The sequence below is a fragment of the Andreprevotia lacus DSM 23236 genome, assembly GCF_900176275.1.
GTDB classification, from domain to species: Bacteria; Pseudomonadota; Gammaproteobacteria; order Burkholderiales; family Chitinibacteraceae; genus Andreprevotia; species Andreprevotia lacus.
Genome location: NZ_FWXD01000003.1, coordinates 214854 through 231877 on the forward strand (window position 1 = coordinate 214854; position 17024 = coordinate 231877).

Sequence of the window (17024 nt, forward strand, 5' to 3'; positions counted from 1 at the left end):
CATTGCCGCCGGGCCGGTTTGCAGGCCGCGCTTGCGGCCGGAATGCCTGTGGATGCGGTGTGCCGATCAGGTCACGACGGTCGGCGTGGTGCGACCGGTGCGGCCGGCAATATCGGCCAGCTCACCGGCGACCTTGATCAGCCCTGCCAGCGCAGCCTGGGTTTCTTGCCCGTGCTGGGCAGGATCGGCCTCATATCTTTCAAGATAGACCCGCAAGGTCGCACCTTCCGTGCCGGTGCCGGACAGGCGGTAGACAATGCGGCTACCGTCGTCGAACACAATGCGGATGCCCTGCTTGCCCGAATGGCTGCCATCGACCGGATCGTCGTAGGCAAAGTCATCCGCCAGTGCAACAGTCTTGCCGCCCAACTGCGTGCCGGCCAAGGTAGTGACCTTTTCGCGCAGCGCCGCCAGCAGCGCGTTGGCGGGCTCGACATCGAGCGCCTCGTAATCATGGCGCGAGTAGAAGTTACGGCCGTAGGTGGCCCAGTGTTCACTCACCAGCTGGTTCACCGACTTGCCGGTGGCGGCCAGCAGATTGAGCCAGAACAGCACCGCCCACACGCCGTCCTTCTCGCGTACGTGGTCAGAGCCAGTGCCGTAGCTTTCCTCGCCGCACAAGGTGGCCTTGCCCGCATCAAGCAGGTTGCCGAAGAATTTCCAGCCGGTGGGGGTCTCATAGCAGGCAATACCGAGCGCCTTGGCCACGCGGTCTACCGCGCACGAAGTCGGCATCGAGCGTGCCACGCCAGCCAGCCCGCGGGCATAGCCCGGCACCAGCTTCGCGTTGGCTGCCAGGATGGCCAGGCTGTCGGACGGGGTAACCACCAGATTGCGGCCGACGATCATGTTGCGGTCGGCATCGCCATCGCTGGCGGCGCCGAAATCCGGCGCGGTCGCGGCATTCATGGTGGCGATCAGCTCGGTGGCATGGGCCGGGTTCGGGTCCGGGTGATGGCCGCCAAAATCCTCCAGCGGCACACCGTTGACCACGGTGCCGGCCGGCGCGCCCAGCAGCCCTTCGATCACGCGCGTGGCATAGGGGCCGGATACGGCAGAGAGCGAATCAAACTGCATGGTGTGGCCAGCAGCAAACCAGGCACGGATGGCCGGGAAGTCGAATAGCTGCTGCATCAGCGCTGCGTAATCAAGCACCGAATCGATCACCTCAACCGCCATGCCGGCCAGCTGGCCGCTGCCCAGGGTGTCGATGTCGTAAACCGCCGCATCCAGCGTCTTGTATTCACTGATGGTGGTAGTGCGTGCGTAGATGGCGTCGGTGATTTTCTCCGGCGCCGGGCCACCGTTGTCGGTGTTGTACTTGATGCCGAAATCCTCGTCCAGGCCGCCGGGGTTGTGCGAGGCCGACAGGATGATGCCGCCGAAGGTCTGGTATTTGCGGATCACGCAGCTGGCCGCCGGCGTGGACAGAATGCCGCCCTGCCCGACGATGACTTTGGCAGCGCCATTGGCGGCCGCCATGCACAGGATGGTCTGCACCGCTGCGCGGTTGTGATAGCGGCCGTCGCCGCCCAGCACCAGCACCTTGCCGGCAATGCCGCCCAGCGCATCGAAGATGCTCTGCACGAAGTTTTCGAGATAGTGCGCCTGCTGGAACACGCGCACTTTCTTGCGCAACCCGGAGGTGCCGGGCTTTTGCCCTTCAAACGGGCGGGTTGCGATGGTCTGGATGGTCATACGATCTTGTCCGACGGGATGGTTGAATGGTGGAGCAGTACGGCGACGCTGCGCGCTGAGGCGCGGTATTCACCGTTGGAAATGCAGGTAGGCAGGTCATCAGTGCTGGACAGCTCCAGGCACCAGACGCCGGTAGGCAGGCGGAACGGTACCTGGTTGGCCGAGCCGTTGACGACGATCAACCACTCGCCCGACAGCTGCACCATCATGGCGCGGCCGGCGCTGTCTTCCCAGTCGTGCGCCTTGAGCGCTTCGCCCGAGGCATTGAGCCATTGCACGTCCGGGTGGTTTTCGCCGTCGTCGATCTGGCCGTCCCACCAGTTGGGCTCGACCAGCGCGGCAATGCGCGCGCGCACGGCCAGCACGCTGGAGATGTAATCGGTCAGGTCGCCATCGGCACTGGCCCAGTCCAGATGGGTGATGTCATTGTCCTGGCAATAGGCGTTGTTGTTGCCCTGCTGGGTGTGCGCCAGCTCGTCGCCGGCCAGCAGCATGGGCGTGCCCTGCGACAGCAGCAAGGTGGTCAGCAGCGCCTTTTTCGAGCGTTTGCGCACCAGCAGCACCGAGGGATCATCGCTGGCGCCTTCGACGCCGCAATTCCAGCTCTGGTTCTCGTTGTGGCCGTCGCGGTTCTGCTCGCCGTTGGCCTCGTTGTGCTTGTTGTTGTACGACACCAGATCGCGCAGGTTGAAACCATCATGCGCGGTGATGAAATTGACCGACGCATACGGCTTGCGGCTGCGCTTGTGGAAGAAATCGCTCGATGCGGCAAAGCGCTTGGCAAACTCGCCGCGCGTGACGCCGTCATGCAGCCAGAAGCGGCGCATGGTGTCGCGATACTGGTCATTCCACTCGGCGAAGCGATCGGGAAAGTGGCCGAGCTGATAGCCGCCGGGGCCGATGTCCCACGGCTCGGCAATGAACTTGGTCTTGTTGAGTAGTGGTTCCTGCACAATGGCGGCAAACAGCGGTGCATAACTGGAAAACTGCGGCATGCGCCCCAGTACCGGGCCCAAGTCGAAACGGAAGCCATCGACATGGCATTCGCCCACCCAGTAACGCAGGCAGTCCATCACCAGTTGCACCATGCGAGGGTGCGCCAGGTTCATGGTATTGCCGCAGCCGGTCCAGTTTTCATACTCGCCCTGCTCGTTCAGGTGGTAATAGCTGGCGTTGTCGATGCCGCGAAAGCTCAGGGTCGGGCCGCTGGCATCCAGCTCGGCACTGTGGTTGAACACCACATCGAGGATCACCTCGATACCGGCCGCGTGCAGCGCCTTTACCGCATCGCGGAACTCGGTCAGTGGCGTGGTATGGTCGTGGCCACTCCAGTAGCGCTCGTCCGGCGCAAAAAAGCCCAGCGTGTTGTAGCCCCAGTAGTTGACCAGCCCCAGCCGCTGCAAGCGTGGCTCGTCGGCATGCGCATGCACCGGCAGCAGCTCCAGCGCGGTAATGCCCAGCCGCTGCAAGTGCGCGATCAGCGCCGGGTGGGCCAGCGCGGCGTAGGTGCCACGGATGTCGGCCGGAATATCCGGGTGGCGCGCGGTCAGCCCTTTGACGTGCGCCTCGTAGATGACGGTCTTGTGCCAGGGCGTGGCCGGCGGGGTATCGCCACCCCAGTCGTAGCGGCCCGATACCACCTTGCCCTTGGGCGCCAGCGCAGCGCTATCCAGCGGGTCCGGCTTGCCGGGGTTTTCCAGATCGTCACCGTTGAAATCGGGGTGGTCGATGGGCGCGCCGACGATGGCCCGTGCATACGGGTCCAGCAGCATCTTGTGCGGGTTGAAACGGTGCCCTTGTGCCGGCGCGTAGGGGCCATCCACGCGATAGCCATACACCAGCCCCGGTACGCCGTCGGGCAGATAGCCGTGCCAGACGCCATCGGTGCATTCGGGCAATTCCAACTCGCGATATTCCTTGCCGCCGTGCGCATCGAACAGGCACAGCTGCACCCGCGTGGCGTTCTCTGAGAACAGCGCGAAGTTGATGCCGTCGCCGTCCCAGGTTGCGCCCAGCGGATAAGGCGTGCCGGTTTCCAGCTTCATTCAGCCACCCGCTGCAGATAAATCGTTGCCAGCGGCGGCACCGCCAGGGTCAGCGATTGCGCAAAGCCGTGGCTGCCATGCGGCTGCGTTTCCAGCGTGTCGTTGCCGGCGTTGCCGCCGCCGTAGCAGGCGGCATCGGTATTGAGGATTTCGCGCCAGCGGCCTGCCAGCGGGACGCCCACGGTGTAGGCGTGGCGCGGCACCGGGGTGAAGTTGGCGATGACGATCACCTCGCAGCTGGGCTGTTCGCCCTTGCGGATGAAGCTGAACACCGAATTTTCGGCATCGTCATGCGCAATCCACTGGAAACCGCTGGGGTCGAAGTCGATCTGGTGCAGCGCCGGCTGCGCCTTGTACACCGCATTCAGGTCGCGCACCAGCATCTGCACGCCGCCATGCCAGCCACCACCCACCGCCGGGTCAAGCAGGTGCCAATCCAGACTGTCTTCGTGATTCCACTCGCGCCCTTGCGCGAACTCGCCGCCCATGAACAAGAGCTTCTTGCCCGGGTGCGCCCACATGAAGGCGTAATAGGCGCGCAGGTTGGCAAACTGCTGCCAGGCATCGCCCGGCATGCGTGCCAGCAGCGAGCCTTTGCCGTGCACGACTTCGTCATGCGACAGCGGCAGCACGAAATTCTCGTTGAAGGCGTAAACCATCCCGAAAGTCATCTTGTGGTGATGGTATTTACGATGCACAGGGTCTTGTTGCATGTATTCGAGCGTGTCATGCATCCAGCCCATATTCCACTTGTAGTGGAAGCCCAGACCGCCCATGGCCGGCGGGCGGCTGACAGCCGGAAAGGCGGTCGACTCCTCGGCCAGCGTGATCGCTTCGGGCCGCGCGGTGCCGACTGTTTCATTCATGCTGCGCAAGAACTGGATCGCTTCCAGATTCTCGCGCCCGCCAAACTGGTTGGGGATCCACTCCCCTTCCTTGCGGCTGTAATCGCGGTACAGCATGGACGCCACTGCGTCCACGCGCAGGCCGTCGATGCCATAGCGCTCGATCCAGTACAGCGCATTGCCGGTGAGGTAGTTGCGCACCTCGTTGCGGCCGTAGTTGTAAATCAGCGTGCTCCAGTCCTGATGGAAGCCCTCGCGCGGGTCGGCATGCTCGAACAGGTGCGTGCCGTCAAAGCGCGCCAGACCATGACTGTCGGTCGGAAAGTGCCCCGGCACCCAGTCGAGCAACACGCCGATGCCGTTGGCATGCGCTGTCTCGATGAAATAGCGGAAATCGGCCGGCGTGCCAAAACGGCTGGTCGGCGCATACATGCCCAGTGGCTGGTAACCCCAGGAGCCATCAAACGGGTGCTCGTTCACCGGCAGCAATTCGAGATGCGTGAAGCCCAGGTCCTTCACATAGGGGATCAGCGTATCGGCCAGCTCGCGGTAGCTCAGCCAGCGATTGCCCTGCTCGGGGATGCGCCGCCACGAGCCCAGGTGTACCTCGTAGATGCTGACCGGCGCATTGAAGGCATTGGCCGTGCGGCGCGCATCGCTGGCCGGCACCACCTCGGGCAGCGCGGCCACTTTCGACGCAGTGCCCGGCCGCAGCTCGGCCGAGAAACCATACGGGTCGGCTTTCAGCTCGATATGGCCTTCGGCAGTGAAAATCTCGTATTTGTACAGCGCGCCCTGCTGCACGCCGGGCAGGAAGATTTCCCACACGCCGCATTCGCGACGCAGCCGCATCGGGTAGCGGCGGCCATCCCACAGATTGAAATCGCCGACGATGGATACACGGCGCGCATTGGGCGCCCACACCGCAAACGCCACGCCGGCCACGCCTTCCATCACCGCCGGATGCGCACCCAGGCGCTGGAACGGCCGCTGGTGCGTGCCTTCGGCCAGCAGCCAGGCATCGACATCGCCCAGCACCTCCCCGAAACGGTAAGGGTCTTCGATATCGAAAGTGCCATCACCCCAGCGCACCGACAAGCGATACGGAAAGGCATTCTTGCGGCGGGGAATCTTGCCGGAGAAAAATCCGCGTGCATCGACGCGATCAAGCGTAGCCAGCGTGCGCTCGTTCTTGGCGTCGATCACCGAGACTTCGCCCGCATCGGGCAGCAGCGCATGCAGCCACAGGCTGCCATCGTGCTCGTGCAGGCCGAGGATGGAAAACGGATCGGCATGACTGCCGTTGAATAGCGCGTCAATCGCGGCCTGATCTGGAAGGGCGTACATGCCTCACCTATTGTTGTTGTGTACCACTGCAGGCATGCAGAAGCAGGAGCTTTGTTTATAGGCCAATCTTGCCTGCGCGGCCAATGCAAGGCAACAATCAGCATCACGAACGAAAGCTTGCTGCGTCATGCTTTCCAGCCCATTTTGTACGACAAGGAACAGCCGCATATGGAAACCAAGGACTGGTGGCGCGGCGCGGTGATCTATCAGGTCTATCCGCGCAGCTTCATGGACAGCGACGGCGATGGCGTCGGCGACCTGCCCGGCATCATCGACAAACTGCCCTACCTCGCCAGCCTGAATGTGGATGCGGTGTGGATTTCCCCGTTCTTCAAAAGCCCGATGGCGGACTTCGGCTACGACGTATCCGACTACCGCCAGGTGGACCCGCTGTTCGGCACGCTCAAGGATTTCGACAAACTGCTCAAGCAGGCGCACAAGCTGGGCATCAAGATCATCATAGACCAGGTGTTGTCGCATACATCGGAGCAGCACGCGTGGTTTATCGAAAGCCGCAGCAGCCGCGACAACCCCAAGGCAGACTGGTATGTCTGGGCCGACGCCAAACCCGATGGCACACCGCCCAACAACTGGCTGTCGGTGTTCGGCGGCAGTGCCTGGCTGTGGGACAGCCGGCGCCGCCAGTATTACCTGCACAACTTCCTGACCAGCCAGCCCGACCTCAATTTCCATAACAAGGACGTGCAGAAGGCCATCCTGGGCGAGGTCGAATTCTGGCTCAAGCGCGGGGTGGACGGTTTCCGCTTCGATGCCTGTATTTTCCAGTTCCACGACAAGAAACTGCGCGACAACCCGCCAGCCAAGGTGGCCGACAGCAGCTCGGTGCCGGCCACCAACCCCTATGGCATGCAACGCCACAAGTTCGACAAGTCGCGCCCCGAGAACCTCAAGTTTTTGCAGAAACTGCGCAAGTTGCTGGACCAATACGGCGCCAGCAGCCTCGGTGAAATCGGCGACGACGATTCGCCCAGCCGCATGGCGCAATACACGGCCGACAACGACAAATTCAATCAGGCTTACAGCTTCAACCTGCTGACCGAGGAATTCTCGGCCGCCTTCGTGCGCGAGCAGGTCGAGATCATGGAACGCCGGCTGGCCGAATACGCCATCCCCGGCTGGGCCTGCTGGTCAATCGGCAATCACGACGTGGCGCGCGTGGCCACCCGCTGGGGCCACAACCAGGGCGGGCCGGCCTTCTCCAAGCTGATGCTGGCGCTGGTGACCACCTTGCGTGGCTCCAGCTGCCTGTATCAGGGCGATGAACTGGCGCTGCCCGAGGCCGAAATCGCCTTTGAAGACCTGCAAGACCCGTATGGCAAGGCCTTCTGGCCCGAATTCAAGGGGCGTGATGGCTGCCGCACCCCCATGCCGTGGAGCAAATCAGGCAGCAATGCCGGTTTCTCTACCGGCAAGCCGTGGCTGCCCATCCCGGCCGAACACGTGGCGCTGGCCGTGGACACCCAGGAAAAACCGCGCGAATCGGTGCTCAATTTCACGCGGCGCTTTCTGGCCTGGCGCCGCCGCCAGACCACGCTGATCGACGGCGACCTTGCCTTCCTGAACGCGCCGGAGCCGCTGCTGGTATTCACCCGCAAATCGGGCAAGGAAACCATCGTGGTCGCGCTTAACCTCGGCAACAGCCCGCAGCGCTGGAAGCTGCCCAAGGCCCTGCAGGACGCCAAGGCGCTGGACGGGCACGGCCTGCATGGCGGCGTACTGGAGCGCGGCGAGCTGCAGTTGCAAGGCTACGGCGCCTATTTCGGCCGGCTATAGATAGGCCCCCGACGAGGGCTGACGCAAGCGGGTAAAGTCGAGTAAAATACTCGGCTTTACCCACCCGGACGCCGTACGCCATGCTCGAGGCCCTGCGCGAAACCATACGCGTTATCAAGGAACGCGATCCTGCTGCCCGCTCGCACTGGGAAATCGTGCTGTGTTATCCGGGCCTGCACGCCATTGCCTTCCACCATGTCGCGCATGCGCTGTGGCAGTCCGAGTGGCCTGTGCTGGCGCGTTTCGTGTCGCACCTGGGACGCTTTTTCACCGGCATCGAAATCCACCCTGGCGCGACCATTGGCCGGCGCGTGTTCATCGACCACGGCATGGGCATCGTGATTGGTGAAACTGCCGTGGTGGGCGACGATTGCACGCTCTATCAGGGCGTGACCCTGGGCGGCACCTCGCTCAACGGCGGCAAGCGCCACCCCACGCTGGAAGCCGGCGTCATCGTCGGTGCGGGCGCCAAGATCCTGGGCGGTTTTACCGTAGGCGCCGGCGCCAAGATCGGCTCCAATGCGGTGCTGAACAAACCGGTGCCACCCGGCGCCACCGCCGTCGGCATTCCGGCACGCATCCTCGAAGAAACCGAGGCCACGCGCGAACAGAAAGCCAAGTCGTTGGGTTTCTCGGCCTATGGCATTTCCGGCGACGTGAACGACCCGATGGTGAAAGCCATCCACGCGCTGCTCGATCATTCGGTCACCACCGATCACAAGATCGACGCGCTGCTGAAAAGACTGGAAGCGATGGGCGTGGACTGCGCCGAGGCCCGCGCCAGCAAGGATCAGTTCGATCCGCAATACCTGAACAAGATCGTGGATTGAGTGCAACTGCAACGGTGCGAACCAAGCCCCGTTTTAGTTGACTAAAACACTAGGGTATTTTACCATTCGCTTCAGTCGCAGCCCGTACACCACGGTGTACAGGCCGCCCGAACCGCTCTCACTCAGGACCCGAACCGCCGATGCGCCTCACCACCAAAGGCCGATTTGCCGTTACCGCCATGCTTGATCTGGCCATGCGCCAGTCTGGCGGCCCGGTCACGCTGGCGGGCATCAGCGAGCGTCAGCGCATTTCGTTGTCCTATCTGGAGCAGTTGTTCGGCAAGTTGCGTCGCCGCGAACTGGTGGACAGCGTGCGCGGCCCGGGCGGTGGCTACTGTCTGGCCCGCGCGGCCGAGGAAATCACCGTCGCTGCCATCATCTGTGCCGTGGACGAGCCGCTGGATGCCACGCAGTGCGGCGGCAAGGAAAACTGCCACGACGATGGCCGCTGCATGACGCACGACCTGTGGGCCAGCCTGAACCACACCATTTACGACTATCTGAAGTCGGTCACGCTGGCGCAACTGGTGCAAGAGCAGCACGAGAAGCAACGCAAGCGCAGCGAGTGCAGCAGCAAGGTGCTGCTCGATGCGCGCAGCAAGCCGGCGGAACTGACCGCGCCGCAGTAAGGCGCCCCGCCAGCCAACGTATCACGGAATGAACACGGCGCCAGCCAACCCAAGGAAACCGCAATGAGCAAGCCGATCTACCTCGATTATTCCGCCACCACCCCGGTTGATCCGCGCGTGGCGCAGGCAATGATCCCGTACCTGACCGAGTTGTTCGGCAACCCGGCCTCGCGCAGCCATGCGTATGGTTGGGAAGCGGAAGACGCCGTCGAATCGGCGCGTGAAGAGGTGGCCAAGCTAGTCAATTGCGATGCGAAGGAAATCATCTGGACTTCGGGCGCCACCGAATCGGACAACCTCGCCATCAAGGGCGCGGCGCAGTTCTACAAGACCAAGGGCAAGCACCTGATCACCGTCAAGACCGAGCACAAGGCCGTGCTTGATCCGATGCGCGAGCTGGAGCGCCAGGGTTTTGAAGTCACTTATCTGGACGTGCTGGAAAACGGCCTGATCGATCTGGATGCGCTGAAGGCGGCTATCCGCCCGGACACCATCCTGATCTCGGTCATGTTCGTGAACAACGAAATCGGCGTGATCCAGGACATCCCGGCCATCGGCGAGCTGTGCCGCGAAAAGGGCATCGTGTTCCACGTCGACGCTGCACAGGCCACCGGCAAGGTCGTGATCGACCTGCAGGCACTGAAGGTCGACCTGATGAGCTTCTCGGCCCACAAGTCGTATGGCCCCAAAGGCATCGGCGCGCTGTATGTACGCCGCAAGCCGCGCGTGCGCCTCGAAGCGCAAATGCACGGAGGCGGCCACGAGCGCGGTTTCCGCTCCGGCACGCTGGCCACGCACCAGATCGTCGGCATGGGCGAATCGTTCCGCATTGCCCGCGAGGAAATGGGCACCGAGCTGGAGCGCACCCGCATGCTGCGCGACCGCCTGTGGGCCGGCCTGAACGACATCGAAGAAGTGCACCTGAACGGTGACATGGATCAGCGCGTGCCGCACAACCTGAACGTGAGCTTCAACTATGTCGAGGGCGAGAGCCTGATCATGGCGCTGAAGGAACTGGCGGTATCGTCGGGCTCGGCGTGTACTTCGGCCTCGCTGGAACCGTCCTACGTGCTGCGCGCACTGGGCCGCAGCGACGAACTGGCACACAGCTCGATCCGCTTCACCATCGGCCGCTTCACCACCGTGGAAGACATCGACTTCACCATCAAGCTGGTGCACCAGAAGATCGGCAAGCTGCGTGAACTCAGCCCGCTGTGGGATATGTACAAGGAAGGGATTGATCTTTCCACCATCGAATGGGCCGCCCACTGATTTTTGGCGCGTCTCGCAGCACCATGCTGCGTTGCGTCGCCGCTCGTTTACAGCAGTAAACGTCGCGACACCGCGCCTTGCCTGGCACAGCGATCCACACCAAAAAACGTGGACGTGCCTGGCAAAAACCGAACTGACTGAATTGGAGATACACCATGGCATATAGCGAAAAGGTTCTCGACCATTACGAAAATCCGCGCAACGTCGGCGCGTTCGAGAAGGGTGACGACACGGTCGGCACCGGCATGGTCGGTGCGCCGGCCTGTGGCGACGTGATGAAGCTGCAGATCAAGGTCGGCAGCGATGGCGTGATTCAGGATGCCAAGTTCAAGACCTACGGCTGTGGTTCCGCCATTGCGTCGTCGTCGCTGGTGACCGAATGGGTCAAGGGCAAGACGCTGGACGAAGCGATGGCCATCAAGAACACCCAGATCGCCGAAGAACTGGCCCTGCCGCCGGTCAAGATCCACTGCTCCATCCTGGCGGAAGACGCCATCAAGGCCGCAGTGGAAGACTACAAGAAGAAGCACGGTTAATCAGAACGGGTTGCTGCACGCCCCGGTGTGCCGCCGCCCCCCGCATTGGAGTTGAACACGATGGCGCTCACGCTTTCCGAACGCGCAGCCAACCACGTTGCCGGCTTCCTTGCCCGCCGCGGCAAGGGTCTGGGCGTGCGTCTGGCCGTGAAAACCGCCGGCTGCTCCGGCATGGCCTACAAGCTTGAATTCGTTGACGAATCGCTGGATACCGACATGGTATTCGAGAGCTTTGGCGTGAAGATTTTCACCGATGCCAAGTCGCTGCCCTATATCGACGGCACCGAGCTGGACTACACCAAGGAAGGGCTGAACGAGGGTTTCAAGTTCAACAACCCGAACGTGAAGAACGAGTGCGGCTGCGGCGAAAGCTTCCACGTCTGACCCGCAGCAGCGCAAGCCAGCCACGAGGGGCAAGGTGCAAACCGCCCCTCTTGCTTTTGCCAGGCCCGCAGCGGAGTAACCCGGTTTCGCCATGAGCTTCGATTTCACCCAGTCCCACTTTGCCCTGTTCGGCCTGCAGGCCGGCTTTACGCTGGATCGTGCCGCGCTGGACGCGGCCTATCGCGCGCTGCAGACCGAATACCACCCGGACCGCTTTGCAGCGGCCAGTGACGCGCAAAAACGCCTCAGCCTGCAGATCGCCACGCAGATCAACCAGGGTTACCAGACGCTGAAAAACCCGCTGTCGCGCGCGCGCTATCTGCTGCAGCTGCACGGCGTGGATACGCAGGAAGAGACCAACACCGCCATGCCGGTGGAGTTCCTGATGCAGCAGATGGAATGGCGAGAAACCATTGCCGACGCCAAAACGCAGCGCAACGGCGACACGCTGGAAGCACTGAGCAGCGAACTGGCCGGCGAGCATCGTACGCTGGTGAACGAGCTGGCGGTGCTGCTGGACGAGCAGCAAGACTGGCCCGCCGCTGCCGAGGCAGTACGCAAGCTGCGCTTTCTGGACAAGCTGAGCGAAGAAGTCGATAACGCCATCGACGCCGTAACCTTTTAAGTTGTGTACCGGCGCTGCCGCGCCCTAGCCAAGAGCCTGAACCCGATGTTGCTGCAAATCTCCGAACCCGGCATGAGCGCCGCCCCCCACCAGCACCGGCTGGCGGTCGGCATTGATCTGGGCACCACCAATTCGCTGGTTGCCACGGTACGCAGCGGCAGCCCGGCGTGCCTGCCGGATGAAAATGGCCGCACCCTGCTGCCCTCGGTAGTGCATTACGCTGCCGGCGGCGCAGTCACCGTCGGCCATGCGGCACAAGCCGGGCAGAATCAGGACCCGGCCAATACCATCGTCTCGGTCAAGCGCTTCATGGGCCGTGGCCTGACCGACGTGGCCGATGCGGCCACGCCTTACCGCTTCGTTGATGAACCCGGCATGCTCAAGTTGCAAACTGCGGCCGGCATCAAGAGCCCGGTGGAAGTCTCGGCCGACATCCTCGCCAGCCTGAAAGCCCGCGCCGAAGCCAGCCTCGGCGGCGAGCTGGTCGGCGCCGTCATTACCGTGCCGGCCTATTTCGACGATGCACAGCGCCAAGCCACCAAGGATGCCGCACGGCTGGCTGGCCTGAACGTGCTGCGCCTGCTGAACGAACCCACCGCCGCCGCCATCGCCTACGGCCTCGACAACGCCGCCGAAGGCACTTACGTGATTTATGACCTTGGCGGTGGCACCTTCGACGTGTCGGTACTGGAGCTGACCCGCGGCGTGTTTGAAGTGCGCGCCACCAGCGGCGATTCGCAACTGGGCGGCGATGACTTCGACCACCGCCTGCATTGCTGGATTCTGGAGCAAGCCGGCCTGTCGCAGCTGAACGACAAGGACCACCGCCTGCTGCTGACCAAGGCGCGCCAGGCCAAAGAAACCGTTACCGATCACGACCGCACGCAGATCACGGCCAAGCTGTCGGATGGCACACTGGTCGATGTCGAGCTGACCGCCGCCATCTTCCAGCAGATCACCGCGCATCTGGTGCAAAAGACCATCGCCCCGCTCAAGCGCGCACTGCGCGATGCCAAGCTCACTGCCGACGACATCAAGGGTGTAGTGCTGGTGGGTGGCGCCACGCGCATGCCGCACGTGCGCCGCGCCGTGGCCGAGCTGTTCGGCCGTGAACCGCTGACCAATCTGGACCCGGACAAGGTCGTGGCACTGGGCGCCGCCATGCAGGCCAATGTACTGGCCGGCAACAAGGGCGACGACGAATGGCTGCTGCTGGACGTGATCCCGCTCTCGCTCGGTCTGGAGACCATGGGCGGGCTGGTCGAGAAAGTCATCCCGCGCAACAGCACCATTCCGACTGCACGCGCGCAGGAATTCACCACCTTCAAGGACGGCCAGACCGCCATGGCCATCCATGTGCTGCAGGGCGAGCGCGAACTGGTGAGCGACTGTCGCTCGCTGGCGCGCTTCGAGCTGCGCGGCATTCCGCCCATGGTGGCGGGTGCCGCTCGCATCCGCGTCACCTTCCAGGTCGATGCCGACGGGCTGCTCAGCGTGTCGGCGCAGGAGCAAAGTACCGGCGTGGAAGCCAGCATCATGGTCAAGCCCAGCTATGGCCTGTCGGACGACGACATTGGCCGCATGCTGCGCGAATCGATGCAGCACGCCAGCGACGACATGCATGCACGCAAGCTGGCCGAAGCGCGCGTCGAAGCAGAAGGCATCCTCACCGCCACACGCATCGCGCTTGCACAGGATGGCGACCTGCTGAGCGACGCCGAGCGCGCCGAAGTCGAAGCCGCGCTGACGTCCACCGACGCCGCCATTGCCGGCCACGATGCAGATGCAGTGCGCCTGGCCGCCGAGGCCCTGAACGAAGCCACCAGCGAATTTGCCGCCCGCCGCATGGATCGCGCCGTCAGCCGCGGCTTGTCCGGCCACAAGATTGAAGAACTTTGAGATCACCATGACCAAGATCGTCGTCCTGCCCCACCCCACCCTGTGCCCCGAAGGCTCCACCTTTGATGCGGAACCGGGCACCAGCATCTGCAATGCGCTGATCTATCACGACATCTTCATCGAGCACGCATGCGAGCAATCGTGTGCCTGCACCACCTGTCACGTAGTGGTGCGCCAGGGCTTCAACAGCCTGGAAACGGCCGAGGAAGAAGAGGAAGACATGCTCGACAAGGCATGGGGGCTGGAAGCCAACTCGCGCCTGTCCTGCCAGGCCATCATTGCCGATGAAGAACTGGTGGTGGAAATCCCGAAATACACCATCAACCATGCGCGCGAGGAAAACCACTGATGAGCGACAGCATGCGGCGTGTCGAGGCGGCCCTGCTGGCCGCCGGCATGAGCACCGAAATCGTCGAGTTCGACGCTTCGACCAAGACCTCGGCCGACGCTGCAGCCGCCATCGGCTGCGAAGTGGCACAGATCGCCAAATCAGTGATCCTGCGCGCCAAGCAGAGCGAACGTCATGTGCTGGTCGTCACCAGCGGCATCAACCGCGTGGATGAAAAAGCCGTTGCTGCGCTGGTGGGCGAAAAGATCGGTCGTGCCGATGCCGATTTCGTGCGCGAAAAAACCGGTTACGTGATCGGCGGCGTATCGCCGGTGGCACACGCCAGCGAACCGATTACACTAATCGACGAAGACCTGCTCGGCATGGCCGAAATCTGGGCCGCTGCCGGTACGCCCAACAGCGTGTTCAAGCTCACGCCCGAACAATTGCTGGCACTCACCGCCGGCCAGGTCGCCAAAGTCAAAGAGGAAAAAACGGCATGAAATGGACAGACAGCCGCGAGATCGCCATTGAACTGGCCGACACGCACCCGGATATCGACCCGCTGAAAATCAATTTCGTCGATCTGCGCAACTGGGTGCTGGCGCTGCCGGGCTTCAACGACGACCCCAAGCACAGCGGCGAAAAAATCCTCGAGGCCATCCAGATGGCCTGGATAGACGAAGCCGACTGAACACCTCGCCTGAAAAGCGGCGCAGTCCGCGGAGCAGCCCTTGCTGCTAGGGCCTGTTAACACTTATTTCACGCTTGCGTTCGGGGTAGTTCGGGATGGAGCGCAAGGCGCAGAACGCGCCGCGGTACGGGTACCGCAAGCGGTTTGCAAGGCAGCGAACCGCCCGAAATACCCCGAACCCGCAGGGCTGGGCCGCAAAGAGGCCATCTACGGCGTTACGCGCCTTGGCAATAACCGGTTATTGCCTGCGTTGCGTGCCTTGTAGCTGACCTCTTTGCGGCCCAGCGCAAGCGCGAAATAAGTGTTAACAGGCCCTAGTCCGCAGGCTGCCGACCGGCAAGCAAAAACGGCGGAAAGTGTTGCATGTAACCCGGCTGCAACACTTCTCTACATAACGCAGCCACAAAGCTGGCCATAATCGCTAAGCTTATCCAGTTCCATTGCCCGCGACCGCCGTGAATCCGCCCGCCCAAACCAAGCCGCCCAAGCGCACCAGTATCGCCCAGGTCATCCTCGGCGCCCGCGCCAGACTCGCCGACCTGCTGATGGATCGCGATCCGCAGTATTTCCAGAGTGAAATCATCATGCTAGCGGCGCAGATCCAGAGCGCATGCACGCGCAACCGCAACGTGGCACTGGCCATGACCCTGCTGGCGCAGGACACGCCGTATGCGCCACGCCATGCGGTCGATGTCGGCGTGGTGGTCGAACTGGCGCTCAAGCGGCTGGGCCAGACCGAAAGCGAGCGCCGCCCGGTCATTGCCGCCGCGCTGACCATGAACATCGGCATGCAGACGCTGCAAGAGCAGCTTGACCAGCAGTCGGGCCCGCTCACCACCGAACAGCGCCAGATCATGCAGCAACACCCGCTGGCCAGCCGCGACGAATTGCGCGCACGCGGCGTGTCCGACACCGTGTGGCTCAACTGCGTACTGCAACACCACGAAACCCCGGACGGCCGGGGCTACCCCGGCAAGCTCAGGGGCGACCAGTTGCGCTTCGAGGCCCGCTTGCTGGGTCTGGCCGACCGCTATTGCGCGCTGCTGTCCAAGCGCGCCTGGCGCTCGGCCAAGTCGGTCGACAGCGCGCTGGCGCAAAGCATCTCGCCGCTCAGCGCCGGCGTGGACGACAAGCTGGACCGCTTGTTCATGGAAACACTGGGCTTCTACCCGCCCGGCAGCGTGGTGCAGCTGTACAGCGGCGAGATCGGCGTGGTGAAACGCCCCGGCAGCCACGAGCTGACACCGGTGGTGCAGGCGCTGTACGACGCCGACATGAAACCCTTGGCCGAGCCGGGTGAACGCACCAGCGGCCCGCCTGATGGCGGTATCATGAGCGTATTCGAGACCCAGTTTCTCGACCCCATCCCGCCGGTGGACATCTGGGGCGAAGACGCCTATCTGCCGGACGCAACACCCCAACAGGACACACAATGATTTTCAAGGATATCCTAGCCACGCTGCCCGCCATCGACCACCTGGCGGCGCTGGAATTGCTCGACGGCGACACCATCGTTGCCCGCATCGACAACAAACCCGGCCAGGCCGGCAGCGTGCGCGTCTATCACGCGCTGTATCAGGAATTCGGCTCGATCAACGCCACTGCCGCCGACAAGGGCCTGCGCCTGTACGCCGAGCACACCGCCGACGCCCAGGCTCGCCCGGGCGCCCACCCCAACATCGACCGCCTGCTGGCGCTGGTTGAGGGTGGTACACCGCTGGCGGTGCGGCTGGTTGCTGCCTGAACTGCAACGCCCCCCAACAAAAAGCCCGCTGATGCGGGCTTTTTGTTGGGTACGTGACCCGTCCTGAAATACGTTGACACTTTTCCCCTCACACAAGGACAAGTGTCATGGAATCAAAGATCAAGCGCACACAACGGGACTACACCCTCGCCTTCAAACTGGCTGTCGTTGAACAGGTCGAAAAAGGCCAGCTTACCTATAAACAGGCCCAAGCCTGCTACGGCATCCAAGGCCGCTCCACCGTCCTGACCTGGTTACGCAAGCATGGGCGACAAGACTGGCGAACTGCGGCATCCTTGGCGGTGATGACCATCGACCAAGACCCCAAACCGCTCACGCCGGAGCAACAGATCA

15 protein-coding genes and 2 pseudogenes are annotated in these 17024 nt (G+C 63.0%); 14 read left to right on the top strand and 3 right to left on the bottom strand.

The genetic code is table 11. The annotated features are described in order from the left end of the window. Window positions 1–66 precede the first annotated feature (66 nt). The 3 genes and pseudogenes from B9A19_RS04040 to glgB all read right to left on the bottom strand — a co-directional run. A complete protein-coding gene (locus B9A19_RS04040; RefSeq protein WP_084089257.1) occupies window positions 67–1698 on the bottom strand; it encodes an alpha-D-glucose phosphate-specific phosphoglucomutase in 1632 nt (543 codons plus the stop codon). Further along, window positions 1695–3743, bottom strand: coding sequence for a glycogen debranching protein GlgX (gene glgX, locus B9A19_RS04045; RefSeq protein ID WP_084089258.1), 2049 nt, complete (start codon window positions 3741–3743; stop codon window positions 1695–1697). Before glgX ends, B9A19_RS04040 begins: the two co-directional genes overlap by 4 nt. Then, window positions 3740–5920 (bottom strand): annotated as a pseudogene (gene glgB, locus B9A19_RS04050) (1,4-alpha-glucan branching protein GlgB); the annotation flags it as partial. The pseudogene glgB and the gene glgX, both read right to left, overlap by 4 nt. A gap of 132 nt (window positions 5921–6052) precedes the next feature. Between glgB and B9A19_RS04055 the strand changes: the two are divergent. The 14 genes and pseudogenes from B9A19_RS04055 to B9A19_RS04120 form a co-directional block, all read left to right on the top strand. After that, window positions 6053–7729 (top strand): alpha-glucosidase, encoded by a 1677-nt coding sequence (locus tag B9A19_RS04055; protein ID WP_245804264.1) that lies wholly within the window; start codon window positions 6053–6055, stop codon window positions 7727–7729. An 80-nt stretch (window positions 7730–7809) separates the two neighbouring features. Then, window positions 7810–8559, top strand: a complete 750-nt coding sequence (gene cysE, locus B9A19_RS04060; RefSeq protein ID WP_084089260.1) for a serine O-acetyltransferase — start codon at window positions 7810–7812, stop codon at window positions 8557–8559. Between the two features lie 140 nt (window positions 8560–8699). Further along, a complete protein-coding gene (gene iscR, locus B9A19_RS04065) occupies window positions 8700–9188 on the top strand; it encodes a Fe-S cluster assembly transcriptional regulator IscR (RefSeq protein WP_084089261.1) in 489 nt (162 codons plus the stop codon). 63 nt (window positions 9189–9251) lie between these two features. Beyond that, window positions 9252–10460 (top strand): IscS subfamily cysteine desulfurase, encoded by a 1209-nt coding sequence (locus B9A19_RS04070; protein ID WP_084089262.1) that lies wholly within the window; start codon window positions 9252–9254, stop codon window positions 10458–10460. Between the two features lie 155 nt (window positions 10461–10615). Beyond that, the gene (gene iscU / locus B9A19_RS04075; protein WP_084089263.1) at window positions 10616–10996 is read left to right on the top strand and encodes a Fe-S cluster assembly scaffold IscU; all 381 of its coding nucleotides are present in this window, start codon (window positions 10616–10618) and stop codon (window positions 10994–10996) included. Between the two features lie 60 nt (window positions 10997–11056). Continuing rightward, window positions 11057–11380 carry an iron-sulfur cluster assembly protein IscA gene (iscA, locus tag B9A19_RS04080; RefSeq protein ID WP_084089264.1) on the top strand — a complete coding sequence of 108 codons (324 nt, stop codon included), beginning with the start codon at window positions 11057–11059 and terminating at the stop codon, window positions 11378–11380. 91 nt (window positions 11381–11471) lie between these two features. Further along, on the top strand, window positions 11472–12005 hold the full coding sequence (hscB, locus tag B9A19_RS04085; protein ID WP_084089265.1) for a Fe-S protein assembly co-chaperone HscB: 534 nt from the start codon (window positions 11472–11474) through the stop codon (window positions 12003–12005). 72 nt (window positions 12006–12077) lie between these two features. Then, a complete protein-coding gene (gene hscA / locus B9A19_RS04090) occupies window positions 12078–13904 on the top strand; it encodes a Fe-S protein assembly chaperone HscA (protein ID WP_245804265.1) in 1827 nt (608 codons plus the stop codon). A 7-nt stretch (window positions 13905–13911) separates the two neighbouring features. After that, the gene (gene fdx / locus B9A19_RS04095; protein ID WP_084089267.1) at window positions 13912–14253 is read left to right on the top strand and encodes an ISC system 2Fe-2S type ferredoxin; all 342 of its coding nucleotides are present in this window, start codon (window positions 13912–13914) and stop codon (window positions 14251–14253) included. Continuing rightward, entirely contained in the window at window positions 14253–14735 is a 483-nt protein-coding gene (locus tag B9A19_RS04100; protein WP_084089268.1) for a YbaK/EbsC family protein, read from the top strand. The genes fdx and B9A19_RS04100 overlap by 1 nt, the downstream gene beginning before the upstream one ends. Continuing rightward, window positions 14732–14926 carry a Fe-S cluster assembly protein IscX gene (gene iscX, locus B9A19_RS04105; protein ID WP_084089269.1) on the top strand — a complete coding sequence of 65 codons (195 nt, stop codon included), beginning with the start codon at window positions 14732–14734 and terminating at the stop codon, window positions 14924–14926. Before B9A19_RS04100 ends, iscX begins: the two co-directional genes overlap by 4 nt. A 455-nt stretch (window positions 14927–15381) precedes the next feature. Beyond that, window positions 15382–16362 carry an HD-GYP domain-containing protein gene (locus tag B9A19_RS04110; RefSeq protein WP_139798636.1) on the top strand — a complete coding sequence of 327 codons (981 nt, stop codon included), beginning with the start codon at window positions 15382–15384 and terminating at the stop codon, window positions 16360–16362. Then, on the top strand, window positions 16359–16670 hold the full coding sequence (locus B9A19_RS04115) for a DUF2322 family protein (protein WP_084089271.1): 312 nt from the start codon (window positions 16359–16361) through the stop codon (window positions 16668–16670). The genes B9A19_RS04110 and B9A19_RS04115 overlap by 4 nt, the downstream gene beginning before the upstream one ends. Before the next feature lie 107 nt (window positions 16671–16777). Beyond that, a pseudogene (locus B9A19_RS04120) lies at window positions 16778–17024 on the top strand (IS3 family transposase); the annotation flags it as partial.